We start from the raw sequence: 24,091 nt of genomic DNA, 5'->3' as shown, positions 1-24,091 counted from the left end.
GCCCGCCGGCTCGCGATGAGAAACCGGCGGGCCGTTCGGATGTCAGTCGCCGATGTGCTTCTCGGTGGCCGCGAGCAGCACACAGGTGGCCAGCCCGTCCATCGCGGTCTCCAGATCCGTCAGCGATGGGAAGCTGGGGGCGATGCGAATGTTCTTGTCCTCCGGGTCCTTACCGTAGGGGAAGGCGGAACCGGCTGCGGTCAGCGCGATTCCGGCCTCCTTCGCCAGCGCGATGGTGCGCGCGGCGGTGCCCTCCAGCACGTCGAGGCTGATGAAGTAGCCGCCCTTGGGCTCGGTCCAGGACGCGACCTTCGACGGTCCCAGCCGCTCCTCGAGGATGCGCAGCACCAGGGCGAACTTCGGCTCCAGCAGGGCGCGGTGCTTCTGCATGTGCGCGCGCACGCCCTCGGCATCCTTGAAGAACCGCACGTGGCGCAGCTGGTTGATCTTGTCCGGGCCGATGCTCTGCACGCCGGCGTGCTTCAGATACCAGCTCAGGTTCGCGGTCGAGCCGCCGAGGAAGCTGACGCCGGAACCCGCGAAGGTGATCTTCGAGGTGGAGGCGAAGACGAAGGGGCGGTTCGGATTTCCCGCGGCGGCGGCCAGGCCGAGCACGTCCAGCACCGGATCGGCGAGGTCGGTCAGCGGGTGCACGGCGTAGGCGTTGTCCCAGAACAGCCGGAAGTCGGGCGCCGCGGCCGGCATCGACACCAGCTCGCGGGCGACCTCCTCCGACAGCGTGACACCGGTCGGGTTGGAATAGTTCGGCACCACCCACAGGCCCTTGATCTGCGGATCCCCGGCCACCAGGGCCGCGATGGCGTGCACGTCCGGGCCGTCGTGGCCGATGGGGACCGGGATCATCTCGATCCCCAGCGACTGGCTCAGCGCGAAGTGCCGGTCGTAACCCGGTGCGGGGCAGATCATCTTGACGGGCTCGTCGACCCAGCGGCCGGCCGAATCGGCGGTGCCGTGCAGCAGCGCGAACGTCAGCACGTCGTGCATCAGCGCGAGGCTGGAGTTGTTGCCCGCCAGCAGATTCGCCGCCGGGATGCCGAGCAGTTCGCCGAAGATGGCTCGCAACTCCGGAAGTCCTTGCTGCCCACCGTAATTGCGGCAGTCGGTGCCCGTGGCGTCGCGGTAGTCGCCGGAGCCGGGCAGCGAGAGTAAGTCGGCGGACAGATCCAGTTGTTCCGGCGCGGGCTTACCCCGGGTGAGGTCCAGCGTCAGCTTCTCGGTCTGGAGCTTCGCGTAGTTCGCGGTCTGCGTCTCGTATTCGGATACGAGTTCCGCATGGCTCATCAAACCGATCTGCGTCTGCCGGGGCATCTGGGGTGGCCTTTCCAACGGCGATGTGGTCGACGACCGGCTTCGTGGCCGGTCCAGCGGACCACGTTACTCGCCGGTCCGGGCCCCCGCGACGGAGATGTCGGGCCGCTGTGCGGCGGAGATGCCGGGCGGGCCCGAGCGCCGCACCCCTACCGCGGCGGAAAAATAAGGGGACCCCGCGCACCCGGCAGAGCCCGTTGACCCTTGCTGCCTTCCGGCCCTGGGGGGATTCACAGGATGCTCGCCGCGCGGGATCCGTCGGCCAGTGTAGCAGCGTCCGGAGGGTGCCTTCCGCACGGCCGATCACGACCACGAGCGGGGGGTCGAGCCCGAGACGTATGTCCTCGTACTGGTTACGATCGCAGCGAAGTTCGCCGCGGAAATCCGCTTTTTCGACAGATTCGTCGCGGAGCACCGCGTTTCGACCGGGGAGGAACCGAGCAAGTGACACGCAGCAACCCGCCGCAGGACGGAAATCCCGGCGACGGGAACCCCAACGAAACCGTGCAATGGTGGTCGACCCCGCCCGCCGGCAGCACCCCGGGAGCTCCGGTCACCGGCACCGAACCGACCGTGCTCGGCGGCTTCCAGGCGCCGCCACCGGCCTACCCGAGCGCGCCGCCGCCGCCCTATTCCCAGCCCGGCTACCCCCAGCAGCCGGCCTACCCGGCACAGCAGTTCGGCACGGTCCCGCCCCCGCCGCCGCAATACGGCGCGATGCCCCAATACGGCGCCCCCATGCCGCACTACGGCGCCATGCCGCCGAAGAAGAGCAACAACGGCGTGATCATCGCCGTGGTCGCGGTGGTGATCCTGCTGATCGTGGCCGGCGTGGTCGGCCTGGTGGCACTCGGCCACAAATCCGGCTCCGCCGCCATCGGCGGCTCCGGTGGCAAACACGACGGCAACTACGTCATCACCAAGGCCAACAACAACGCCTGCGCCATGGTCGACCCGACCGTCCTGCAGAAATGGGCCCCCACCGCCGGCTCTCCCGAACACACCGAACGCCAGCCCACCAGCTACGACGGCGGCTCCCTGAACTGCTCCGCCCGCTACAGCGGCGCCGGCAAATACGGCAGCAACGACGCCACCCTGAGCGCCGGCGCCACCTTCGCCAGCGACTACGGCCCGCCGCAGTACAACTCCTGGCACGATTCGGATACCCGCACCACCGGCTCCGGTCGCTCCTCCGGCGCCCTGACCGGTATCGGCCAGCAGGCCTACTACGCCTCCGAACAGACCAACTACTCGTCCTTCGTGGTCCTCGACTACACCTGCGCGGCCCTGGACTCCAACCTCTCGGCCAAGGTCGAACTCCGCGTCCATTCCGACCCGGGCAGCCTCAACACCACCACGGTCGCCAACACCTGCACCGACCAGCTGAAGAAGATCTTCACCACCCTCCACAAGTAGTCCCCACCCCCGCCGACCGGCCCATTTGCCGAGAACCGGGGGTCAACCGGTATATTGCTCGACGGAGGATTCGCCTAGTGGCCTATGGCGCTCGCCTGGAACGCGGGTTGGGTTAACGCCCTCAGGGGTTCAAATCCCCTATCCTCCGCCGAGACCGGCCCGGGACTGCGCACGCAGCCCCGGGCCGAGTCGTTTCCGCCGGGCTAACGGCCCAGGTCGGCGCGGCCCTGGAGCAGCAGGGGCGTGATCAGGTCCTGTTGTTTCGTCAGAACGCCGGCGATGACGGTGGACAGGGCGGCGGAGTCCTGCGCCCAGCCCGTTGGGTCGTCGGCGCCGGGGGCGTTGGGGGCGAGGTATTTCAGGGCGAAATCGCTGTAGCGTGTGACGAATTCCAGGAATGCGGAGGAGATTTTGGCCACGGGGTCGATCACTTCCTCGCTCGCCACCAGCATGAGCATGGTGGAGGCCGCGTAGAACTCCACGGATCGGTCGACGAAGGCCTGATATCGGGTGGCTACCGTTTCGTGGGGCAGGCCTACCCGGAGGTGGCCCTGTAGGGTGCTGATTTCTTTCAGGACGTCGAAATACGAGGCCAGGTAAGCGCTGTAGATCTTCTCGCGGTCGGAGTGGATCGCTTCGGCAAGAGCCTGGTGCTCCGAGCGGTCGGCGCCGTGGACACTGACATAGACGGCCGAACCCGCGGCGACGACGCTGGAGATGATGGCGACCAGTATCGCGGTCAGGGTCGCGGCGCGTGCGCCGCGCAGGGTGTCGTTGCGGGGGTCGGGCGGCGGGCTCGGATCGGCCGGGGTTTGCGGTGACGGCTCCGGCGCGGGCTGTTCGACGGCCATGGTGTTCTCCAACCGGTATGGGGTCCGATAGGTCGGTGAACGTTGTTCATGAAGCGGTCGGGCTGTTCTCGTCACCGTACAATTCGGGGTCGTTCCGGTGCGGCAGGTGGTGTTCGGCGCGGCGGGGGTGGAATGAGATGATCGAGTGCATGGTGAGCCGCATGCTGTGCCTCGCGCAGGAGCCGGAGGCCGACACATTGTTGTCGACGAACGATTTCGCGTTGTTGACGGGGATGCTGCTGGATCAGCAGTTCCCGATGGAGCATGCCTTCCGGGGGCCGCACAAGATCGCGGAGCGGATGGACGGGTTCGATCTGCGCCGCATCGCGGAGGCCGATCCGGAGGCGTTCGAGGAGTTGGGGGCGACGCCGCCGGCCATTCACCGGTACGGGCGGTCGATGGCGCGGCGGGTGCAGGAGCTGGCCCGGTACGTCGTGGACAACTACGACGGAGTGGTGTCCAAGATCTGGACCGACGGGGATCCGGACGGTAAAGAGGTGTTGCGGCGGTTGCGGGCGCTGCCCGGGTTCGGGGATCAGAAGGCGCGAATCTTCTTGGCGCTGCTGGGAAAACAGCGCGGGGTGCAGCCCGCGGGGTGGCGTGAGGTGGCGGGGGCCTACGGGGACGAGGGATCGACGCGGTCGGTGGCCGATGTCGTCGACGCCGAATCGCTCGCGCAGGTAAGGGCTTTCAAGAAGCAGGCGAAGGCCGCGGCCAAGAAATAGGACCTACTCCCCGGGGGCGATGCGGTCCGCGGTCTCGGCCTGCCAGTCGCGGCGCAGCGTCATGTAGCGCTTGCCGTACTCCATCACCATGTGGCCGTAGCGCGACAGATTGTCGTCGCCCCAATTGATGTTCCGCTCATCGGCTTCCAGCTTCTCCAGCTGCTCGTTCAGATAGTCGACGCCGCGCAGCAGATAGTGCCGGGCCTGGTCCGGTTCCACCTGGCCGAGGAAGAACATGCGCAGTAAGGTCTCGTCGCGCACGGGGCGGCGCGGGGGGACCTCGACGAGCCAGTGCCGCAACTCTTCCCGGCCGGCTGCGGTGATGCGGTACTCCTTCTTGCCGCGGGCGCCCTCGGCGGCGACCTCGATGAGGCCGTCGGCGGTGAGTTTGCCCAGCTCCGTGTACAACTGGCTCTGGGTGGCCGGCCAGACCCCGGCCAGGGAGACGTCGAAGATCTTCATCAGGTCGTAGCCGCTGGCGTGCTCGAGTTCGGCCAGCAGGCCCAGGACGCCGTGTCGCAAACTCATACCCCAAATCTAACAGATCAGAGCTGACATATCAGTATTGACATGTCGGGCGGTGCTCTTCTACTGTCGACCTGTCACACATGGAACGTCGAGCCGCAGGGCTCGAGCGCTGAGAGGCACCGACAATGCTGAAGTACTACGCCCGGACCTTCCTGCCCTGGATCCTGCTGGCGGTGGTCAGCGGCTTCGACGAGCGGGCCGGCGCGCTGGCCGGTCTGACGGCGGCGGTGCTGCTGCTGATCGACGATCGGCGCAAGGGAACTCCGTGGGACGCCATGATTCTCGACGCCTCCAGCGCCGCCTACATGGCCGTCCTGAGTGTGCTGACCCTGGTGGCGCCGCATCTGGCGGTCCTGCGTTACGGCACCTCACTGGCGATCGGCTGGCTGGCGATCACCGCCTGGGCCGGGCTGGCCGCCGGGCAGCCGTTCACCATCGGTATCGCGCGGCGCTCGGTCAGCGAATTCGTCGCGAGCACTGCGGTTTTCCGGCGGATCAACATCGTGATCACGACGGTCTGGGCGCTGTGCTTCACCATCGACGCGGTGGTGCTGGCCGTGCTGCAGCACTGGGCGCCGCACAACGTGCCGCTGCTGGTGATCTGCAAGGTCGGATTCTTCACGGCCGCGGCGATTTTCACGGTCCGGTACCCGAAGGTCGTGCAGCGGCGGCTCGGGATCGACCCGGCGAACCTGCCGACGGCCGCGCCGGCGGAGTGAGTGACACGTCGTCGGCCGCCGGTCCGCACATGCGGACCGGCGGCCGAATTGCGTTGTGGCGGAATCTAACTGCTGGACGCGGTCAGCGCGGTGGCGAAGGGGGTCGACACCGGGCCGGCCGGGCGCTGTGCCGGATGGTTCCACAGGCCCTTGCGCCGCAGGATCGGCAGCACGCCCTCACCGAACCAGTACGCCTCCTCCACATGCGGATACCCCGAGAGGATGAAGTGCTTGATGCCCAGCCGGGAGTACTCGATCAGCCGCTCGGCGACCTCCGCGTGCGATCCGACCAGCGCGGTGCCGGCCCCGCCGCGGACCAGGCCCACGCCCGCCCACAGATTGGGCGCGATCTCCAGCCGCTCCGTGGAGCTGTATCCGTCCGGCTTCCGGCCGGAGCCTTCCGTGCCGGCGCTCCCCGCCGTCGCCCGGAAGCCGGCGTGCAGTTCCAGCATGCGCCGCTGGCCCTCCGACTCGCTCTGCGCCAGATTCGCCTGTACCCGTTCGATATCCGCGGGGTCGACCGCCTGCAACAGCCGATCCGCTTCCGCCCACGCCTGTTCCGAGGTGTCGCGGGAGATGACGTGGATGCGCAGGCCGTAGTCGAGTACCCGGCCGTGGTCCACGGCCAGGCCGCGGATCCACTCCAGCTTCTTGCTCACCGCGAACAGCGGCTCGCCCCAGGTCAGATAGCTGTCGGCGTATCGGGCCGCGACCGGGCCCGCCGGACCGGAGGAGCCGCCGAAGAAGATCGGCGGCAACGGATCGGGCCGATTGGCGAGCAACGCGTTCTCGATCTGGATGTGCTTGCCCTGGAACGAGATCGGATCGTGCGACCGCCAGAGTTCGCGCACGACATGCAGGAATTCGCCGGTGCGCTCGTAACGCTCCTCCTTGGACAGGAAGTCGCCGTAGGCGCGCTGCTCGTGCGGCTCGCCGCCGGTCACCACGTTCAGCAGCAGGCGGCCCCGGGAATGCCGCTGGAAGGTGCCCGCCATCTGCGCGGCCAGCACCGGGCTGATGATGCCGGGCCGGAAAGCCACCAGGAACTTCAGGGTTTCGGTGGTCTCCACCAGCATCGCGGTGGACAGCCACGCGTCCTCGCACCAGGCCCCGGTCGGCGTCAGCACGCCCTCGAAGCCGTTCTCCTCGGCGGCGCCGGCGATCTGGTTCAGATAGCGCAGCGACGCGGGCCGGTCGCCGGCCATCGAGGTGCCGTGGCCGCCCGCCATGAGGTTGCGGGAGTCACCGTAGGTGGGCAGGAACCAGTGGAAGGACAGGCTCATCCGATACTCCTTTCAGGATTTCGGGAACAGATCGTTGAAGCGGGTGTCGATGTAGTCGGAGATCTTCACCTTGTGCGGGATCAGCGACGCGTCGGAGAAGGCATCGGCCACTTGTTGTTCCGCCGCGATGGTGACGTCGTCGATCGGATGATCCTGGAATGTCAGGCGTTTGACGGCCACCGTGGAGACATCCAGCGACAGGCCCGAGGTCTGCGAGAAGACCTGCGCCCACGGCGCGGTGTTCGAGTTGGCCCAGGTGTGTGCCCGGGAGATGCGCTGGATCAGATCGCGCAGCGCGGCCGTCCTACCCTTGTCGCCCAGCGTCTTGGTGCCGGCGACATAGAAGGAGTCGCCGGCGACATAGCCGTCGCCGTCCACCACGATGCGCGCGCCGGTCTGCTGTTCGGCCTGCGCGGTGTACGGGTCCCAGATGGCCCAGGCATCCACCTTGCCGGTGGACAGTGCCGCCAGCGCGTCGGCGGGTTGCAGATACTGCGCCTGGACGTCGGTGAACGACAGTCCGTTCTTGGTCAGAACGGAGAGCAGGTGGTGGTGCGCCGAACTGCCCTTGGCGACGGCGATCTTCTTGCCGCGCAGGTCGGCCGGAGCGTGGATCGGCGAATCCTTCGGCACCACGATCGCCTGGCCGTGCTTGCCGGCCTGATACGCGGTGACGATCTTGATATCGGAATTCGCCGCTGCCGCGAAGACCGGCGGAGCATTGCCCACGCCACCGAAATCGACTGCGCCGGAATTGATCGCCTCCAGCATCGGCGGTCCGGAGGTGTACTGCGACCAGGAGATCTTGTACGGGGTGTTCTTCAACTCGCCGGCAGCCTCCAGCAGGGCCTGCAGGCCGGTCCCCTTCTGGTCGCCCAGGTTCAGCGTCACCTTCGTGAGGTCGACGGTGCCGTCCGATCCGACCGCGGCGTCCTTCGAATCGTTCGAGGAGCAGCCGGTCGCCACGATGGCGGTCAGGGCCAGGACGGCGAACAAGCGTCGCGTGATCATGTGTTTCCTTCTTCGGGTTCTTCTCGGACAGCGGATTCCTCGGTGGCGACGCCGAGTTCGCTCAGCAGTTCGTCGCGCAGCGCGGTGAAGCGCGGATGGTCGCGCCGGCGCGGGCGGGGCAGGTCGATGCGGATCTCCCGGGCGAGCCGCCCGTCGGCCAGCACCAGGGCGCGGTCGGCCAGCAGCAACGCCTCGTCGACGTCGTGGGTGACCAGCAGGACGCCGGGCCGATGCCTGGCCCAGAGTTCCAGCACCAGGGCGTGAATCGTGATGCGGGTCAAGGCATCCAGCGCGCTGAACGGCTCGTCCAGCAGCAGCAGGTCCGGATCGCGCACCAGGGCGCGGGCCAGCGAGGCCCGCTGGGCCTCGCCGCCGGACAGCGTCAGCGGCCAGGCGCCGGCGCGCTCGGTCAGGCCCACCTCGGCCAGTGCCGCGTCGGCGGCGGCCTTCGGATCGCGGCCGCGCAGACCCAGAGTCAGGTTGGCGCGCACCCGTTTCCACGGCACCAGTCGCGGTTCCTGGAAGGCGACGGCCACGTCGCCGCCGACGGTCAGTTCGCCGCCGTGCTCGTGGTCCAGCCCGGCCAGGGCGCGCAGCAGGGTCGACTTGCCGCTGCCACTGCGCCCGAGCAGCGCCACGAATTCACCGCGCTCGATGCGCAGATCGATACCGTCGAGGACGGTGCGGTCACCGAACGCCTTGGTGAGCTTGTCGATTCGCGCCACGACCGGATCGGGCGCGGCATCCGCGGTGCCGATATCGTTGTGCGCCTTCAATTCCCCAGCAAACCGCGTCGCCATACCAGTGCCTTCCTTTCGATCAGCCGGACGATCGCGTCCGTGAACAGTCCGAGCAGGCTGTAGACGAGCAGGCCGACGACGATGATGTCGGTGCGCAGGAATTCGCGGGCGTCGTTGATCATGAAGCCCACGCCCGCATCGGCATTCACCTGTTCGGCGACGATCAGCGCCAGCCAGGCGACACCGAGCGACTGCCGCAGCCCGACCAGTGCCTGTGGCAGCGCGCCGGGCAGCACGATGTGCCCGATCAATCCGGCGCTCGACAACTGCTGCACCCGGGCCACTTCGGCGAGTTTGCCGTCCACACTGCGGATTCCCGCGAAGGTGTTGAGGTACAACGGAATAGCCGTACCGAACGCGACCAGGACGATCTTGGGCAGCTCCCCGATACCGAACCACAGGATCAGCAGCGGGATCAGTCCGTAGAACGGCAGCGTGCGCAGCATCTGCATCGGTGGGTCGACCAGGAATTCGCCGAACAGGCTCAGCCCGGCCACCACCGCGAGTGCGACACCGATCACCGCGCCGATGACGAAGCCGATCAGTGCCCGCTGCAGGGAGACGGTGATCGCGTGCGGCAGCGTACCGTCGCGGATCAGGTCGATCGCGGTGGTCACCACCGTGGACGGTGAGGCCAGGAGTTTGGGGGGCAGCGCCCCGGTGGAGCTGAGCACCTGCCACAGCACGATGATCACCACCGGACTGATCAGCCGTACCCAGGACCCGGGGGACGGACGCGATCGTGGCCTCGACGGCGCCGACCGCAGCGCGAGAGTGGACACCGTGAGAACCTCGTACTCTGCGAAGAGGGTGGACGGAGCCGAGCGGTCGGCATCCTTAATCGATGCTGGCAGTGGATGTCCAGGCCGTCACCGATTGAAATCTGCGTGGTTGGAACCCTCCCGGTTCGTCACCGTGGCCGCGTGGATCGAGCCCGGAACGAGTACGGAATGCCGCGCCGGGCGTGGTGATGAGATCCCGCCGATTCGAATACTCGTCGGCGTCAGCGCGACGTGCTGTAGTGGAAGGCGCGCCGGCTGCTCGGTTGCCGCGTCCGGCGGCCGAGCGTGACCACCGGCACCACGGGAGTAGTGATGAGTTCTGCACGCCGATGTCGGCCCGGGATGTGGGACCGATGACCGTGACCGCCGAGCGCATCACCTCCGCCGCCCAGGCCCGTGCGACCGCCGCCGCGCTGGCGGACGAGTTCGCGGTGGAGGCCGCGCTGCGGGATCGGGAGCGCCGGCTACCGGCCGCGGAGATCGAGCGGCTCGCCGCGTCCGGGCTGCTGGCGATCACCGTGCCCGCCGGTTACGGCGGGGCCGACCTGCCGCCGAGCGAATTGGCCGAGGTGACAAGGCTGCTCGCGGTCGCCGACCCGAACATCGCGCAGATTCCGCACAGTCACTTCGTCTATGTGAACCTGGTGCGGCTGGCCGGCTCGGAGGCGCAACGGGAGTACTACTTCTCGCGGCTGCTGGCGGGCGCCCGGATCGCGAACGCCCAGTCCGAGCGTGGCGGCGCCACCGTCGCCGAGGTGGCGACCACGCTGCGGCCCGAGGGCGACGACCGGTTCCGCATCGACGGCGTCAAGTACTACTGCACCGGTTCGCTGTTCGCCGATCTGCTGGCGGTGCTGGTCCGGTTCGATGATCCGGCGGGCCGCGGCGGGCTGGAGCCGGGCGAGTACATCGCCTATCTGCCCGCCGACGCACCCGGGGTGCGGATCGTCGACGACTGGGACGTGCTCGGGCAGCGCACCACCGGCAGCGGCACGGTCGCCTTCGACGCGGTGATCGTGAAACGTGATCAGTTGATCGAGCGCTCCGCCGCGGTCCGCGCACCGACCGGATACGGCGCGTTCGCGCAGTTGCTGCACGCCGCGATCGACGCCGGCATCGCGCGCGGGGCGCTCTCGGCCGCAGTGGAATTCGTCCGCACCCGCAGCCGGCCCTGGTTCGAGGCGCGGGTGGAGCACGCCATCGACGACCCGCTGGTCATCCAGCGCTTCGGCGAATTGGCGGTGTCCGTCGCGACCGCCGAGGCCACCCTGGTCGCCGCGGGCCTCGCGGTGGACGCCGCCACCGGTGCCCATGTGGTGGATGCCGCCACCAGCGCCGATGTGGTGGACGCCGCCACCGGTGCCGACGTGATGGACGCCGCGGCCGGTGCCGACGTGGTGGCCGCCGCCTCGCTGGCGGTCGCGACCGCGAAGATCACCGCGGACCGGGCCGCCAACGAGGTGTCCTCGGCACTGTTCGAGGTGAGCGGGACCCGCAGCGCCGCAGCCGATCTCAACCTCGGTCACTTCTGGCGCAACGCCCGTACCCATACCCTGCACGACCCGGTGCGGTGGAAGTACCAGCATCTGGGCCGGGCCGTACTGCACGGCACCCCGCCACCGTTGCACGGGGTCATCTGACGAATTCGACCGAGCGAGAGGACACGACGATGACAGTGACGGTGGTGGTGGGCAATCCGAAGCCCGCCTCCCGCACGCGCACCGCGGCCGGCCTGGTGGCGCGCGGACTGCGCCCGGACGTGGAGCCGGCGGTGCTCGACCTGGTCGAGCTCGGCCCCGCCCTGCTCGGCTGGGGCGATCCGAATGTCGCCGAAGCCGTTCGCGCGGTGGCGGATTCGAAGCTGGTGGTGTTCGCCAGCCCGACCTTCAAGGCGACCTACACCGGACTGCTGAAGCTGTTCCTGGAGCAGTTCGACGGCGGTACCGGACTGGCCTCGGTGGTGGCCGTGCCGGTCATGCTCGGCGCCGGCCCGGTGCACGCGCTGGCGCCGGACCTGCTGCTCAAGCCGGTGCTGGTGGAACTCGGCGCCACCACACCCGCGCCGGGACTCTATCTGTCCGACAAGACCTTCGCCGAGGACGGCGTCATCGACGCGTACGCAGACCGCTGGGGTCCGGTGGTGCGTGCGCTGTCCCGAAGCACGGAGAGCGTGAATCATGTCTGAGCTGAACGAGATTCCCGCCGACGGGGTCGGCCTGCGGCACGCGTTCGCGGCCTTCCCGAGCGGTGTGGTGGCCGTCTGCGCCGATATCGACGGCACACCGGTCGGTCTGGCGGTGAGCACCTTCGTGCCGGTCTCGCTGGATCCGCCGCTCGTCTCGTTCTGCGTGCAGAACAGTTCGAGCACCTGGCCGCGGCTGTCGCGGGCCGGCAACCTCGGCCTGAGTCTGCTCGGCACCGAACAGGCCGCCGCCGCGCGCTCGCTGAGCGCGAAGAACGGCGATCGCTTCGCCGGCCTCGAACTACATCGCGGCACCGGCGATTCGGTCTTCGTGCACGGCGCCCCGGCCTGGATCGAGGGCACCATCGAAACCCAGGTGCCCGCCGGGGACCATCACGTGGTGCTGTTGCGCATCCACCGCCTGGCCACCCGCGCCGATGTCGATCCGCTGGTGTTCCACGGCAGCCGGTTCCGGCGGCTGCACGCCGATGCGCCGTTGCAGGCCACCGGTTAGCCGCCGCTTCGCGGCCGCCGGGTCACAGCGGCGGCCGGCGAAACCCGCGCAGCCGGACCCGGTTCGCGAAACCCACTGCGCCCGGCCGATTCCGGCCCGGCTCACAAGGGATGGGACGGCCGGAAGCACAGCCGCCGGCGCGGCCCGGTGCCGGGCCGGGTGTGCTCGATCACGCCGCCGGCCAGGCCCTGGGCCAGGATCTCGTGGCGTTCCATGTCCTGGCTGAGCGCGTCGAGGTGGATCAGGGTGTGCCGCACCAGGATTGCGGCGATGTCGGCCGGTTCGCTGTAGGCCTCGCGATAGGCGGCCACCGCCCGCGGATCCTCGGTGAGCGCGGCCATCGCGCCGAGCCGCATCCGCTCGGTGAGACCCTCCCACAGTCGCTCCTCCTCGGCGGTGCGCAACCGGCGCCAGCCGCCGCGGTAGTCCAGATCCTGGACGATCGCGTCGGCGGGCTTGCCGAGCCGCGTCTCGCAGACCACGGCCCAGAGTGCGCACATCCAGCTCATCGCGAGCAGGACGTCGACCGGCTCCCATTCGTCGAGCTCCGCCTCGGCCTCCTCCTGGGTGTCGAGGTTGGCCCAGCGGAACACCAGATCCTCGACCTCGGTGATCACATCCCCGGGGAGTTCCTCCTCGTCGGGGCGCACGATCTGCACCCCGCGCTCCGAGACGAGATCCTGCAACTCGACCATGTCGTCCTCCGCGGTCGACACCCAGCGGTGCGAATCCCCGATCATCCGTGACTGCCCCCGGTCCGAGCTACAGCATTACCACTACGGATTCAGCCACGATTCGGACACACGCGCAACCAAAAACGATGTGATCTGCGCTTTCCCGGGCGCGGCAGCGGGATCCGGACGCACCTCGGGACACCGACCCCGGCTCGCCTCAGCCGATCACGGCTGGCCGGTGAGCACCGCCGTCACCGCGTCCAGGAACGGCTGGCCGCCCATCGCGTAACCACCGGCGACCGCACCGACGAGCAGCCCGATCGGCCCGGTGAGCAGGCTGAAGAAGCCCATCCCGAGCACGGTGCCGAGGATTCCGCCGAGGACGCCCCCCGCGACGATCCCGACGACGTTCTGATTCACCTCGTTCGCCAGCTGCGCGGTGGAGCTGATCGGCTGCATCTCGCCGATCTCGGTGGCGCCGACCTTCGGCGCCAGCGCGAGCGTGTGCCCGTCGTCGGAGATCTGTTGTGCGACATGAACGGCGGCGCCCCGGACCCGGTAGGTCAGTGGTACGGAGGCGATCTCGTCGCCGGTGTCGGAGGTGAGCGTCACCCGGTCGCCGGTGAGCGCGAAGCGGCCCCCGGCCACGCTGGTGGTGAGTTCCCGGGACAGATCGGTGCGGACCAGGTGGTAGTCCACGCCCCGATCGGAGCCGTCGGCCGAGATCTGTTGCGCGGCGGTGGCGCCGGGCCGATCGAGTGGTGTGGGGGTGAGCGGATCGGCGCTCACGGTTCCCGCGCCGACCCCGACGGTGGTGACTGTCAGGACCGCGAGCGCGGCGAACGAGCCGAACTTCATTCAGATTCCTCGTGGCGAGCATGCGGAACCCCGGCGGGTGACCCGGCCGGGGCGGTGACTGTACATCGACCGAGAAATCATTCCCCGGTGCGAAATTCGCAAACCTCTTCTTGCGTACCGGATCGTGAAGTTATCGTTTCGTTATCGAAATGCCGACAAATACCGCAAAAGCGACCGGATTCGCGCGGGTCTCGACTCGGTCGTATGGCCTGCGGTAGACATCTTGTGATTCGAAAATCCATCTCCGGTTTCTTAAAACGGAAATCGATCCTTTATTCAAAGGCGTTACAGCTCTGGAGGACAGGTACATGTCGCGTCGACGTGGCCAGGCCCTGATCGCGCTGCTGGGCTTCGTCGTCACCGCCTCGGTGGCGACCGGAGTACTGGTCGGCGGCGCGTTGTGGGCCGCCGGCGACCGCAATCAGGACAACGAAAGTCGCAGCGCGACAGGTACTTCCGCGCCGACCACCGATCTCGTCGCGCCGCCGCCGAGCGTGCCCGCCGGGCCCGTCGCCGAGGCGCCCGCGACCGTGGCCACCGCGGCGGACGCGGCCACGAGCGAGGCCGAACTGCACAAGGGCGCCGAGGAGAAGAAGCCCGGCGCCGATATCGCGGCAGGCGATTGTGTGGGATTCGGCGGTGAAAACGGCACAATTCAGAAAAGCGCGTGTGGCACACCGGGAGCCGATTTCCGGGTAGCCGGTGTGGCGGCGCCGAATGCCTCCTGTCCTGCCGATTCCGATCGCACCTACCCGCGTCCGTTGCCCGGCGGTGAGCAGGACACGCTGTGCCTCGACGTCCCGTGGGTCGTCGGTCATTGCGTGGACGTGAACGGCGCCGCTCCCGCTCCCGCCCCCTGCGTCACCGCGTTGTCCAGCCGGGTCAAGGTGGTGGACATCAAACAGGGCACCGCGGATGTGAACGCCTGCGCGGGTGCGGGGGATCGCGGGTTCGTCTACACGCAGCGTCGCTTCGTCGTCTGTGTCGCACACCTCTGACCGGCTCCGGCTCGAACTGTGACGCGGGGCACACCGGACTACCGTCGAGATCGGGAGCGGCCGTTCGTGTAGATCCCGAAGACCGGCATCGGGCCGGTCCGCGGAAAGGAGCACACGATGAAGCAGTACTTTCTCGGCGTCCAGCAGCCGGAGGCCGGGCCGCCGCCGGACAACCTCGACGACATCATGCGCGACCTCGCGGCGCTCAACGACGAGATGCGGGCCGCGGGGGCCTGGGTGTTCTCGGCCGGGCTGCACGCGCCGAGCACCGCGACGGTGGTGCAGGCCCGGCCCGGCGGTGAGGTGCTGATCACCGATGGGCCCTACGTCGAGAGCAAGGAATATCTGGCCGGATTCAGCATCATCGCGGCCGAGGATCTGGACGCGGCCCTGGTCTGGGTGGGCCGGATGGCGTCGGTGATCGGCCTGCCGATCGAAGTGCGGCCGCTCGTCGACGAATGAGCGCCGGCGCGGTGGTGGATGTCCGGGCGATCGAGGCGGTCTTCGCCGAGCAGTACGGCCGGGCCGTCGCCGTCCTGATCCGGGTCTTCGGCGATATCGACATCGCCGAGGACGCCGTGCAGGACGCCTTCGCCGCGGCGCTGCGGCACTGGCCGGCCGAAGGGCTGCCCCCGGCCCCGGCGGGCTGGATCATCACCACCGCGCGCCGCCGCGCCGTCGACCGGCTGCGCCGGGAGGCGGCGCGGGCCGGCAAATACGCGCAGGCCGCGCTGACGCACGCCGAGGACGAGGCCGACCCGTACGACGTGCCGGACGACCGGCTGCGCCTGATCTTCACCTGCTGCCACCCCGCGCTGGCGATGCCGGCCCGGGTCGCGCTCACCCTGCGGCTGCTCGGCGGACTCGGCACCCCGGCGCTGGCGCGCGCCTTCCTGATCTCGGAAACGGCCATGGCGCAACGACTCTCGCGGGCCAAGGGCAAGATCCGGGCGGCGGGCATCCCGTACCGGGTGCCCGGCGCGACGGAATTGCCACAGCGGCTGCCCGGGGTGCTCGCGGTGTTGTACCTGATCTACACGGAGGGCCACACCACGTCCACCGGCCCGGCGGCGACCAGGGCCGACCTGTGCGCGGAGGCGATCCGGCTGGCCCGCCTGCTCACCGAACTGCTGCCCGGCGAGCCGGAGGCGATCGGGCTGCTGGCCCTGCTGCTGCTCAGCGACGCCCGTCGCCGCGCGCGGATCGCCGCGGACGGTTCGCTGATCCCGCTGGCCCGGCAGGATCGGCGGCACTGGGACGCCGCCCTGCTCGACGAGGGCCGGTCCCTGGTCCGAGAGTGCCTGCGGCGCAACCGGCCCGGCCCGTACCAGATCCAGGCCGCGATCAACGCGGTGCACGCGGACGCGGCCACGACCGCGGACACCGATTGGGCGCAGATCGTCCGGCTCTACGATCATCTCGCGGCGCTGGCGCCGAGTCCGGTGGTGACGCTGAACCGGGCCGTCGCGGTCGCCGAGATCGACGGTCCGGCAGCGGCATTGGCGCTGGTCGACGAGCTGGACCTGCCGAACTACCATCTCTACCACGCGGTCCGCGGCGAACTGCTGGACCGGCTGGGCCGATCGGCCGAGGCCGCCACGGCTTTCGAACTGGCACTGGAACATACGGAGAACCCCGCCGAACGCGACCATCTGCGCGAGCGGCGGCGGCAGCTGGATCGCCGGCCCCGGTGAGCGCGGAAGTCGCTGCCGGTCAACGGGTCCGGTCGGGTTGCGGCAGCGGCGGGAGTAATCGGTCGAAGCGCCGGTTGGCCAGTCGCATCGTCACTTCGTAGGGGAGCGCGAACTTCCGGGCCACCCAGTAGGCCAGGCGGATGTCCGGGGAGGTGTGCACCAGGTACCGATTGTGCCGGATCCCGGCGAGGATTCGATCGGCCACTCGCTCCGGGCGGACCGCGTAACCCTCGAAGAGCCGGGTCAGCCGCTGCATCCGGGGGTCTTCGCGGTCCACGCCGACGATCTGCACGCTCCGGACCAGCGGGGTGCGGACCGCGCCGGGCACCACCAGGCTCACCCCGATGCCGTGCCGCGCGAGATCGAAACGCAGCACCTCCGACACCCCGCGCAGCCCGAATTTGCTTGCGCTGTAAGCGGCATGCCAGGGCAGCGCCAGCAGGCCCGCCGCCGACGAGACGTTGACGAGGTGACCGCCGCGGCCCGCACGCACCATCGGCGGGACGAAGGCCTCGATCACGTGGATCGGCCCCATCAGGTTGACCTCGACCATCGAACGCCAGTGCCGGTGTTCGAGATTCTCCACCGTGCCCCAGGTCGCGATCCCGGCGATGTTCATCACCACGTCGACGGAGCCGTATTCGGCGTGGATCTCCTCGGCCCAGGCGGCGACGGCCTCGTGATCGGTGATGTCCAGCACCCGGGCGGCGAGGACCTCGCCGCCGGCGTCCGCGACGATGGTCACCGTCTCCGCGAGACCGGCCGCGGCGACATCGGTGAGGATCAGCCGAGCCCCGGCGCGGGCGGCGGCGAGGGCGGTGGCCCGGCCGATACCGCCGGCGGCGCCGGTGAGCAGGCAGACACGATCGGTCAGGTCGCGCATGGGCGGATCTCCTCGTCGAAATCTCCGATGGCGGGCACCGCCGGACAAGCGGATACGCGTCGGTCACCCTATTTGTGAACATCAGTGTACGCAAATTGGCGGGCACGCGAGCGGCATTGCCGAACAGTTGAATTCACGATGATCCGGAGTGCAGACATCGGGTCCGGGCCTGCCTACCTTGAGGAACATGAGTAGCGCGGCACCGGCCGGCGCGGCCGAACCGGTGACCGCCGGGCCGTCCGATGACGACAGCCTGGTCGTCGCCCGGACCCGCCATCCCTGGCGCTGGGTCGTGGCGGCCGTGGCGCTGGTGCTGGTGGCGCAGTTCGCCCACGGCCTGATCACCAATCCGGGCTGGGACTGGCCGACCTTCCGGCTGTACTTCACGGCGCATTCGGTGCTGACGGCGCTGAAGGTCACCCTCGAGCTCACCTTCTGGGGCACGCTGCTGGGTTTCCTGCTCGGCGGTGTGGTCGCGATCGCCCGGCTGTCGCGGATTCCGGTACTGCAGGTGATCGCGTGGGCGTATGTCTGGGCCTTCCGGTCGATTCCGCTGATCGTGCAGTTGCTGTTCTGGTTCAACCTCGCCTATCTGTACAAGCGGTTGTCCCTGGGCGTCCCGTTCGGGCCCGCCTTCGTGACCTTCGATGTCAACCAGGTGCTCAGCGGGTTCAGCGCCGCGGTGATCGGTCTCGCGCTGCATCAGGCCGCGTATTCGGCGGAGATCATCCGCGCGGGCGTCATCTCGGTGGACGCCGGTCAGCTGGAGGCCGCGAAATCCCTGGGGCTGCCGTGGCATCGGCAGTTCTTCACGATCATCGTCCCGCAGGCCATGCGCGGCATCCTGCCCAACGCCGCCAACGAGGTGATCAGCCTGTTCAAGGGCACCTCGATCGTCTCGGTGATGGCGATCGCGGAGCTGTTCTACCAGGTCCAGGTGATCTACGGCCGCAGCGGCCGGGTGGTGCCGCTGCTGATGGTGGCGACGGTCTGGTACATCGTGCTCACCACCGTGCTGAGCATCGTCCAGTACTACATCGAACGGCATTTCGCGAAGGGCGCGCTGCGGGAGCTGTCACCCACGCCGTGGCAGCGGGTGCGCGCCACACTGGCCGACATCACGGGGGAGCGGAAATGACCGAGACGGCCCTGTCCGAACGAGTCGCGAACACCGATATCGCTGCCGAAGGCTATGCCGTCGAATTACGCGGTGTGCACAAGAGATTCGGGCACCACGAGGTGCTGCGCGGGATCGATCTGGCGGTACGGCCCGGCGCGGTGACGGTGATCCTCGGCCCGTCCGGTTCCGGCAAGTCCACCCTGTTGCGCACCGTCAACCATCTGGAGAAGGTGGACGCCGGCACCGTCCGGGTGGGTGGCGAGCTGGTCGGCTACCGGCGCAAGGGCAACAAACTGCACGAGCTGTCCGAACGCGAGATCCTGCGGCAGCGTTCGCGGATCGGGTTCGTCTTCCAGAACTTCAATCTGTTCCCGCATCTGACAGTGCTGGAAAATGTTGCGCTGGCGCCGATCTCGGCGCAGCGGCGACCGCGCGCCGAGGTGCACGACGAAGCGCGGGCGCTGCTGGCCCGGGTCGGGTTGGCGGACAAGGCCGAACAGTATCCGCGCCGGTTGTCCGGCGGTCAGCAGCAGCGGGTGGCGATCGCGCGGGCGCTGGCGCTGCGGCCGGGTGTGGTCCTGTTCGACGAACCGACCTCCGCGCTGGATCCGGAGCTGGTCGGCGAGGTGCTCGACGTGATCCGGGGACTGGCCCGCGACGGCGCGACACTGGTCATCGTCACGCACGAGGTCGGATTCGCCCGCGAGGTGGCGGACACCGTGGTGCTGATGGACGAGGGCCGGATCATCGAACAAGGCCCGCCCACTGAGGTTTTCGACAATCCTCGCCATCCGCGCACCAAAGCCTTTCTCGCGCACGTCCTCTGAGTGCTCGTGTTCCGCTCGACGAAGGAAGTATCCGCCATGCCGTTCTCCCGCAGACATGTACCGGCACTGACCGTGCTCGCCGCCGCGGTGTTGCTGACGGGAGCGTGCAGCAGCGCCGAACCCCAGGCGAACGAGACGAATTCGGTGAACGGGCAGACCTACGATCTGTCCCCGGAGCAGGCGAGCCGGATCCACGCCGGCAAGGTGGACGCCATCGCCGCGGAACTGCCGCAGGCCTACCGCGACCGCGGCGTACTGCGAATCACCGGCCAGGTCGGCGCGGTGCCGCCGCTGGGTTTCTACGCCACCGACAACAAGACCATCATCGGCGGCGAGATCGATCTCGCCGATCTGGTGGCCGAGGTCCTCGGTCTGAAGACCGAGCACCGCAACGCCGACTGGGCACAGAACTTCGTCGCGATCGACTCCGGCGTGGTGGACGCCTTCGTCTCGAACGTCACCGTCACCGAGGAGCGCAAGGAGAAGTACGACTTCGCCACCTATCGGCTCGACAACGTCTCGCTGGAAATCCCGAAGGACGCCGGCTGGACGTACGCGGACCGGAAGTCGCTGGCGGGCAAGCGGATCGGGGTCAGCAGCGGCACCAATCAGGAGAAGCTGCTGGTCGACTGGGACAAGCAGAACCAGGCCGAGGGCCTGCCGAAGGTCGATATCGCGTACTACGCGAACCCCAACGACTACTTCCTCGCCCTCACCTCGAACCGGCTGGACGGCTACCTCGGGCCCAATCCGTCGACGCAGTACCACGCCTCGAGTACCGGCAAGACCAAGGTGGTCGCCACCTTCTCCGGGGCGGGAACGACCTTGCAGGGCAAGATCGCCGTCCTGGTGAAGAAGGACAACGGACTGATCAAGCCGGTGCACGACGCCATCCAGTACCTGATCGATCAGGGCATCTACCGGAAGTGGCTGGCGCACTGGGGCCTGGAGAGCGAGGCCGTGCCGGCCTCCGAGATCAACCCGCCGGGACTGCCGAAGCAGGCGGCGTAATCGTGAAATTCCTGTTGCTGACCCTGATCACGCACACCCCCGACCCGGTCACCGGCGCCGTCGAATCCGCCGCGCAACGCCTGCGGCGGGTGGTCGACAGTGCCCGGCTCGCCGAGGAACTCGGCTACGACGGCTTCGCCGTCGGTGAGCGGCACGAGGATCCGTTCATCTCGTCGGCGCCGCCGGTGGTGCTCAGCCACATCGCGGCGGTCACCTCCCGGATCGCCCTGTTCACCGGCGTCACCACCCTGAGCCTGCTGGACCCGGTGCGGGCCTTCGAGGACTATTCGACCCTGGACAATCTGTCCGGTGGCCGGCTGGAACTGATCATCGGCAAGGGTAACGGCGCCGCGCAGGCACAACTGTTCCACGTCACCACCGAGGACCAATGGGACCGCAACCGCGAAGGCTACGAACTGTTCCGGCAGTTGTGGGCGAGCGACAGCGTCACCTGGCAGGGGCGGTTCCGGCCGTCGCTGATCGACGCGAAAGCGTTGCCCCGGCCGTTGCAGCCGCGGCTGCGGATCTGGCACGGCAGCGCCACCAGCCGCGAATCGGTGGATCTGGCCGCGCGCTACGGTGATCCGCTGTTCTCCGCCAACGTCACCTATCCGATCGAGCCGTACGCGGAACTGATCGACCACTATCGGGAGCGCTGGGCCGCCTACGGACACGATCCGGCCGACATCCTGATCGGCGCCGGCACCGCCGGTTTCCACGTGGCCCGCGATTCGCAGGACGCCCTGCGCGCGTATCGGCCGATCTTCGAGGCCCGGCAGGCGGTCGGACGCAAACACGGTCTGCCCGTGGTCTTCCCGACCCTCGAGGACTACGTGGAGCGGAGCTCGGCACTGATCGGCAGCCCACAGCAGGTGCTGGAGAAGGTGCAGCGCTATCACGCGCGGTTCGGCCACGAGGTGATCCATCTGTCCGCGGACGGAGACGGATTCACCGACAAGCAGCATCGCGAGAGCCTCGAACTGTTCCAGTCCGAGGTGGCTCCCGCACTGCGGCACAGCATTTCGAGTCGCGCGCTCGGCGCGCAGCGTCATCCGGCGGCTGATCCGCAGCCGTCGTCCACCGAAGGAACCACTCGATGAAACGTCCCCTGGCCCTGTTCGGCGCGGTCGCGACGGCCACGACCCTCGCCGCTTGTGGCTCCGGCTCCGGCGGCGGCGATCAGGCCGGCCCGCCGCAGCCGGGCGGCACCCTGCGCTACGGTCTGTCGCAGGCCCCGACCTGCGCGGATCCGGCCCAGGCGCAGACCAACCAGACCGTCTACGTGACGCGGCAGGTGGTCGATTCCCTGGTCGACCAGGATCCGGCGACCGGTGAGATCAAGCCGTGGCTGGCCGACAGCTGGCAGGTCAGCCCGGACGCGAAGTCGTTCACCTTCCATCTTAAGGACGGCATCACCTTCTCCGACGGCTCGCCGTTGACCGCCGAATCGGTGCGCAAGAATCTGGACGCGCTGGTGCACACCATCGGCGCGGCGAAGGCGTCGCTGGCGGCCAGCTATGTCGCGGGCTACGTCGGCACCACGGTCGTCGACCCGCTCACCGCGCGAGTGGATTTCAGCGCGCCCGACGCGCAGTTCCTGCAGGCGGCCTCGACGCCGCAGCTGGGCCTGGTCTCCGACGCCACCACCGCGAAGTCGCCGGAGGACCGCTGCCAGGGCGTGATCGGGTCCGGCCCGTTCAGCTATGCCGAGTACCGGCAGGGCGCCTCGGCGACGTTGGCCAAACGCACCGGATACCGCTGGGGCTCACCGGTTTTCGCCAACCACGGCGATGCGTATCTGGACCGGATCGTCTTCACCGTGATCCCCGAATCGGGGGTGCGCACCGGCAGCGTGACCTCGGGACAGCTGGACGCGGTCAGCGACGCCCTGCCCCAGGACGCGCCGCAGATCGAGAGCGCGGGTGGCAAGGTCCTGACCGTGTCCAATCCGGGCATCCCGTTCGGCATCGGGCCGAACATCAGCCGGGGCGCGCTCCGGGATCCGGCGGTCCGGACCGCGTTGCGCACCGCGATCGATCGCAAGGAACTGATCGACACCGTGCTCGGCCCGCAGTTCAAGGTGGCCACCAGCACCCTGGCGAGCAGGACGCCCGCCTACTCGGACCTGTCGGCCCAACTCGGCTACGACCCCGACGCCGCCCGGAAGACGCTCGACGCCGCCGGCTGGGTCCCCGGGCCGGACGGTATTCGGGTGAAGGAGGGGCAGCGGCTGTCGTTCGGGGTGTTGTTCGCGCCGGTCTTCGACGGTAATCAGGCCATCCTGGAATTGATCCAGCAGCAGGTGCGCAAGGTCGGCATCGACCTGCGACTGGACAAGCAGGCGTCCAACGTGGTGGCCGCGCGACAGCTCAGCAAGGATTTCGACGCGGTCTACTTCAACCTCACCCGCGCCGACGGCGACATCCTGCGCACCACCTTCGGGATCGATCAGCAGAACTACAACGCGCGCGGTCCGATCCCGGCGCTGGATCAGGCGCTGATCGGCGAACTCGGCAGCACCGACACCGCCGCGCGGGCGAAGCTGATCGGCGACGCGCAGAAGTCGGTCCTCGACCAGGGCCTGTGGATTCCGACGATCGAACTGTCCCAGGCCATCGGTACCGCGCAGACCGTGGCGGATCTGAAGTTCGAGGCCTCCGGCCGGTTGCAGTTCCACGACGCCTGGCTACGCGGGAAGTGAGGCACCGATGGGCCGGTACGTGGCATTGCGGGTGATCCAGGCCGTCGCGGTCCTGTGGGCCGCGTTCACCGGCTCGTTCATCGTGCTGTACCTGTTGCCCGGCGATCCGGTCACCCTGGCCGCCTCGAATCCGGGCGTCCCGCTGGACGCCGCGGCGGTCGCCGAACTGCGGGCCCGATACGGGCTGGACAAGCCGATCTGGCAGCAGTACCTCACCGCGCTCGATCGCGCGCTGCACGGTGACCTCGGCCGCTCGCTGACCAACGGGCAGCACGTGCTCGACGCGATCGGCGACGCGGTGCCCACCACCCTGGTGCTGGCGACCACCGCGCTGGCGCTGGCGCTGGTCTTCGGCACCGCGCTGGCGCTGACCGCCGCGTACACCGAAAGACGGTGGCTGCGTGGATTTCTGACCGCGCTGCCGCCGATCGGCGCGTCGGCCCCGACGTTCTGGGTGGGATTGCTGCTGCTGCAGGTGTTCTCGTTCCGGCTGCGGCTGGTGCCCGCGTTCGGAGGCACCGGCGTGCAGGGCACGATCCTGCCCGCGGTCACCCTCGCCGTCCCGGTCGGCGCGGTGATCGCGCAGGTGCTGTACACCAGCCTGGCGCAGACCTGGCGGCAGCCGTTCGTGGAGGTGGCCTTCGCCAAGGGCGCCTCGCGCTGGTGGGTACAGATCCGGCACGTGCTGCGACCCGCGCTGGCACCCGCGCTCACCGTGGCCGGCGTCTGGGTCGGCACCGTGCTGGCCGGATCGGTGGTGGTCGAGACCGTGTTCTCCCGGGCGGGCCTCGGCCGGCTCACTCAGACCGCGGTGCTGAACGAGGACATCCCGGTGGTGCAGGGCATCGTCGTGTTCACCGCGACGGTCTTCGTGGTGGTCAACCTGGTCGTCGACCTGATCTATCCGGTGCTGGATCCCCGTGTGGCGCAGCACTTCCGGCGGAAAGGGACGGTTCATGCGTAACCTCTTGTGGCGCGGGCGGAGTCGGTCATGACGGAGTTCCTGACGGCACACACCGCGCAGTCCGGGTCCGGCCCCGCGGCGGACGGGCGGCCGGAGACCGGGCCCGCCGAGGCGGCGCTGTCCGTGCCTGCGGCGGACGGGCGGGCGGGAAGCAGGGCTGCGGGATACGTGCCACCCGCGCAGGGTTCGGCGGATGGCCCGCCCGAGGGCTCCGCGCCGCA

At 68.8% G+C, this 24,091-nt stretch carries 25 protein-coding genes, 1 tRNA gene and 1 other RNA gene; 16 read left to right on the top strand and 11 right to left on the bottom strand.

Features of this window, described 5'->3' with window-relative positions; genetic code table 11:
- Positions 1-42 precede the first annotated feature (42 nt).
- Together NRB56_RS12030 and ffs are read right to left on the bottom strand one after the other, a co-directional pair.
- Complete coding sequence (locus NRB56_RS12030) at positions 43-1,329, bottom strand: aminotransferase class I/II-fold pyridoxal phosphate-dependent enzyme (RefSeq protein WP_153341511.1); 1,287 nt, start codon at positions 1,327-1,329, stop codon at positions 43-45.
- Positions 1,330-1,494: 165 nt separating this feature from the next.
- An RNA gene (ffs, locus tag NRB56_RS12025) (signal recognition particle sRNA small type) lies at positions 1,495-1,589 on the bottom strand.
- A 184-nt stretch (positions 1,590-1,773) separates the two neighbouring features.
- Between ffs and NRB56_RS12020 the strand changes: the two genes are divergently transcribed.
- Both NRB56_RS12020 and NRB56_RS12015 read left to right on the top strand, forming a co-directional pair.
- On the top strand, positions 1,774-2,745 hold the full coding sequence (locus tag NRB56_RS12020) for a hypothetical protein (RefSeq protein WP_153341509.1): 972 nt from the start codon (positions 1,774-1,776) through the stop codon (positions 2,743-2,745).
- 63 nt (positions 2,746-2,808) lie between these two features.
- Positions 2,809-2,893, top strand: a tRNA-Ser gene (locus NRB56_RS12015).
- A gap of 55 nt (positions 2,894-2,948) precedes the next feature.
- On the opposite strand, the gene NRB56_RS12010 is transcribed toward NRB56_RS12015, so the two are convergent.
- Positions 2,949-3,596 (bottom strand): hypothetical protein, encoded by a 648-nt coding sequence (locus NRB56_RS12010; protein ID WP_153341507.1) that lies wholly within the window; start codon positions 3,594-3,596, stop codon positions 2,949-2,951.
- A gap of 149 nt (positions 3,597-3,745) precedes the next feature.
- On the opposite strand from NRB56_RS12010, the gene NRB56_RS12005 reads away from it, so the two are divergent.
- Positions 3,746-4,321, top strand: a complete 576-nt coding sequence (locus NRB56_RS12005; protein ID WP_153341505.1) for an HhH-GPD-type base excision DNA repair protein — start codon at positions 3,746-3,748, stop codon at positions 4,319-4,321.
- A 3-nt stretch (positions 4,322-4,324) separates the two neighbouring features.
- Here NRB56_RS12005 and NRB56_RS12000 read toward each other — a convergent pair whose 3' ends face one another.
- A complete protein-coding gene (locus NRB56_RS12000; RefSeq protein ID WP_153341503.1) occupies positions 4,325-4,849 on the bottom strand; it encodes a PadR family transcriptional regulator in 525 nt (174 codons plus the stop codon).
- Positions 4,850-4,974: 125 nt separating this feature from the next.
- Between NRB56_RS12000 and NRB56_RS11995 the strand changes: the two genes are divergently transcribed.
- Positions 4,975-5,568: a hypothetical protein gene (locus tag NRB56_RS11995; RefSeq protein WP_153341501.1), complete on the top strand. Its 594-nt coding sequence runs from the start codon at positions 4,975-4,977 to the stop codon at positions 5,566-5,568.
- 65 nt (positions 5,569-5,633) lie between these two features.
- On the opposite strand, the gene NRB56_RS11990 is transcribed toward NRB56_RS11995, so the two are convergent.
- Genes NRB56_RS11990 through NRB56_RS11975 form a run of 4 tightly spaced genes read right to left on the bottom strand, consistent with a single transcriptional unit; the run spans position 5,634 to position 9,444 of the window.
- Positions 5,634-6,851: an LLM class flavin-dependent oxidoreductase gene (locus NRB56_RS11990; protein WP_153341499.1), complete on the bottom strand. Its 1,218-nt coding sequence runs from the start codon at positions 6,849-6,851 to the stop codon at positions 5,634-5,636.
- Positions 6,852-6,863: 12 nt separating this feature from the next.
- Positions 6,864-7,862: an ABC transporter substrate-binding protein gene (locus tag NRB56_RS11985; protein ID WP_153341497.1), complete on the bottom strand. Its 999-nt coding sequence runs from the start codon at positions 7,860-7,862 to the stop codon at positions 6,864-6,866.
- Positions 7,859-8,662, bottom strand: coding sequence for an ABC transporter ATP-binding protein (locus tag NRB56_RS11980; protein WP_153341495.1), 804 nt, complete (start codon positions 8,660-8,662; stop codon positions 7,859-7,861). Before NRB56_RS11980 ends, NRB56_RS11985 begins: the two co-directional genes overlap by 4 nt.
- Positions 8,635-9,444 (bottom strand): ABC transporter permease, encoded by an 810-nt coding sequence (locus tag NRB56_RS11975; protein WP_406603468.1) that lies wholly within the window; start codon positions 9,442-9,444, stop codon positions 8,635-8,637. Before NRB56_RS11975 ends, NRB56_RS11980 begins: the two co-directional genes overlap by 28 nt.
- Positions 9,445-9,797: 353 nt before the next feature.
- Between NRB56_RS11975 and NRB56_RS11970 the strand changes: the two genes are divergently transcribed.
- From NRB56_RS11970 to NRB56_RS11960, 3 genes are read left to right on the top strand one after another with little or no spacing between them, the layout of a single operon-like run.
- On the top strand, positions 9,798-11,084 hold the full coding sequence (locus tag NRB56_RS11970; RefSeq protein WP_153341493.1) for an acyl-CoA dehydrogenase family protein: 1,287 nt from the start codon (positions 9,798-9,800) through the stop codon (positions 11,082-11,084).
- A gap of 29 nt (positions 11,085-11,113) precedes the next feature.
- Positions 11,114-11,629, top strand: a complete 516-nt coding sequence (locus NRB56_RS11965; protein ID WP_153341491.1) for an NADPH-dependent FMN reductase — start codon at positions 11,114-11,116, stop codon at positions 11,627-11,629.
- A complete protein-coding gene (locus NRB56_RS11960) occupies positions 11,622-12,140 on the top strand; it encodes a flavin reductase family protein (RefSeq protein WP_153341489.1) in 519 nt (172 codons plus the stop codon). The genes NRB56_RS11965 and NRB56_RS11960 overlap by 8 nt, the downstream gene beginning before the upstream one ends.
- A 101-nt stretch (positions 12,141-12,241) precedes the next feature.
- Here NRB56_RS11960 and NRB56_RS11955 read toward each other — a convergent pair whose 3' ends face one another.
- Entirely contained in the window at positions 12,242-12,880 is a 639-nt protein-coding gene (locus NRB56_RS11955; protein WP_153341487.1) for a hypothetical protein, read from the bottom strand.
- Between the two features lie 159 nt (positions 12,881-13,039).
- Positions 13,040-13,672 carry a hypothetical protein gene (locus tag NRB56_RS11950; protein WP_153341485.1) on the bottom strand — a complete coding sequence of 211 codons (633 nt, stop codon included), beginning with the start codon at positions 13,670-13,672 and terminating at the stop codon, positions 13,040-13,042.
- Between the two features lie 308 nt (positions 13,673-13,980).
- Here NRB56_RS11950 and lppU point away from each other — a divergent pair, with 308 nt between their 5' ends.
- The 3 genes from lppU (at position 13,981) to NRB56_RS11935 (ending at position 16,364) form a co-directional block, all read left to right on the top strand.
- Entirely contained in the window at positions 13,981-14,670 is a 690-nt protein-coding gene (lppU, locus tag NRB56_RS11945; protein ID WP_153341483.1) for an LppU family putative lipoprotein, read from the top strand.
- Between the two features lie 117 nt (positions 14,671-14,787).
- Entirely contained in the window at positions 14,788-15,132 is a 345-nt protein-coding gene (locus NRB56_RS11940) for a YciI family protein (RefSeq protein ID WP_153341481.1), read from the top strand.
- Complete coding sequence (locus tag NRB56_RS11935; RefSeq protein ID WP_153341479.1) at positions 15,129-16,364, top strand: RNA polymerase sigma factor; 1,236 nt, start codon at positions 15,129-15,131, stop codon at positions 16,362-16,364. Before NRB56_RS11940 ends, NRB56_RS11935 begins: the two co-directional genes overlap by 4 nt.
- A gap of 19 nt (positions 16,365-16,383) precedes the next feature.
- On the opposite strand, the gene NRB56_RS11930 is transcribed toward NRB56_RS11935, so the two are convergent.
- Positions 16,384-17,247, bottom strand: a complete 864-nt coding sequence (locus NRB56_RS11930; protein ID WP_153341477.1) for an SDR family oxidoreductase — start codon at positions 17,245-17,247, stop codon at positions 16,384-16,386.
- 187 nt (positions 17,248-17,434) lie between these two features.
- Here NRB56_RS11930 and NRB56_RS11925 point away from each other — a divergent pair, with 187 nt between their 5' ends.
- From NRB56_RS11925 to NRB56_RS11900, 6 genes are read left to right on the top strand one after another with little or no spacing between them, the layout of a single operon-like run.
- The gene (locus NRB56_RS11925; protein WP_153341475.1) at positions 17,435-18,385 is read left to right on the top strand and encodes an amino acid ABC transporter permease; all 951 of its coding nucleotides are present in this window, start codon (positions 17,435-17,437) and stop codon (positions 18,383-18,385) included.
- Complete coding sequence (locus NRB56_RS11920) at positions 18,382-19,194, top strand: amino acid ABC transporter ATP-binding protein (RefSeq protein ID WP_153341473.1); 813 nt, start codon at positions 18,382-18,384, stop codon at positions 19,192-19,194. The genes NRB56_RS11925 and NRB56_RS11920 overlap by 4 nt, the downstream gene beginning before the upstream one ends.
- 36 nt (positions 19,195-19,230) lie before the next feature.
- Entirely contained in the window at positions 19,231-20,205 is a 975-nt protein-coding gene (locus NRB56_RS11915) for a transporter substrate-binding domain-containing protein (RefSeq protein WP_153341471.1), read from the top strand.
- A 2-nt stretch (positions 20,206-20,207) separates the two neighbouring features.
- Positions 20,208-21,305 (top strand): LLM class flavin-dependent oxidoreductase, encoded by a 1,098-nt coding sequence (locus NRB56_RS11910; protein ID WP_319942877.1) that lies wholly within the window; start codon positions 20,208-20,210, stop codon positions 21,303-21,305.
- Positions 21,302-22,906 carry an ABC transporter substrate-binding protein gene (locus NRB56_RS11905; protein ID WP_153341469.1) on the top strand — a complete coding sequence of 535 codons (1,605 nt, stop codon included), beginning with the start codon at positions 21,302-21,304 and terminating at the stop codon, positions 22,904-22,906. The genes NRB56_RS11910 and NRB56_RS11905 overlap by 4 nt, the downstream gene beginning before the upstream one ends.
- 7 nt (positions 22,907-22,913) lie before the next feature.
- On the top strand, positions 22,914-23,870 hold the full coding sequence (locus tag NRB56_RS11900; RefSeq protein WP_153341467.1) for an ABC transporter permease: 957 nt from the start codon (positions 22,914-22,916) through the stop codon (positions 23,868-23,870).
- Positions 23,871-24,091 lie beyond the last annotated feature (221 nt).

This window comes from Nocardia aurantia (assembly GCF_009604425.1).
Classification (GTDB): domain Bacteria; phylum Actinomycetota; class Actinomycetes; order Mycobacteriales; family Mycobacteriaceae; genus Nocardia; species Nocardia aurantia.
This window is presented reverse-complemented; position numbering and strand designations above follow the sequence as displayed.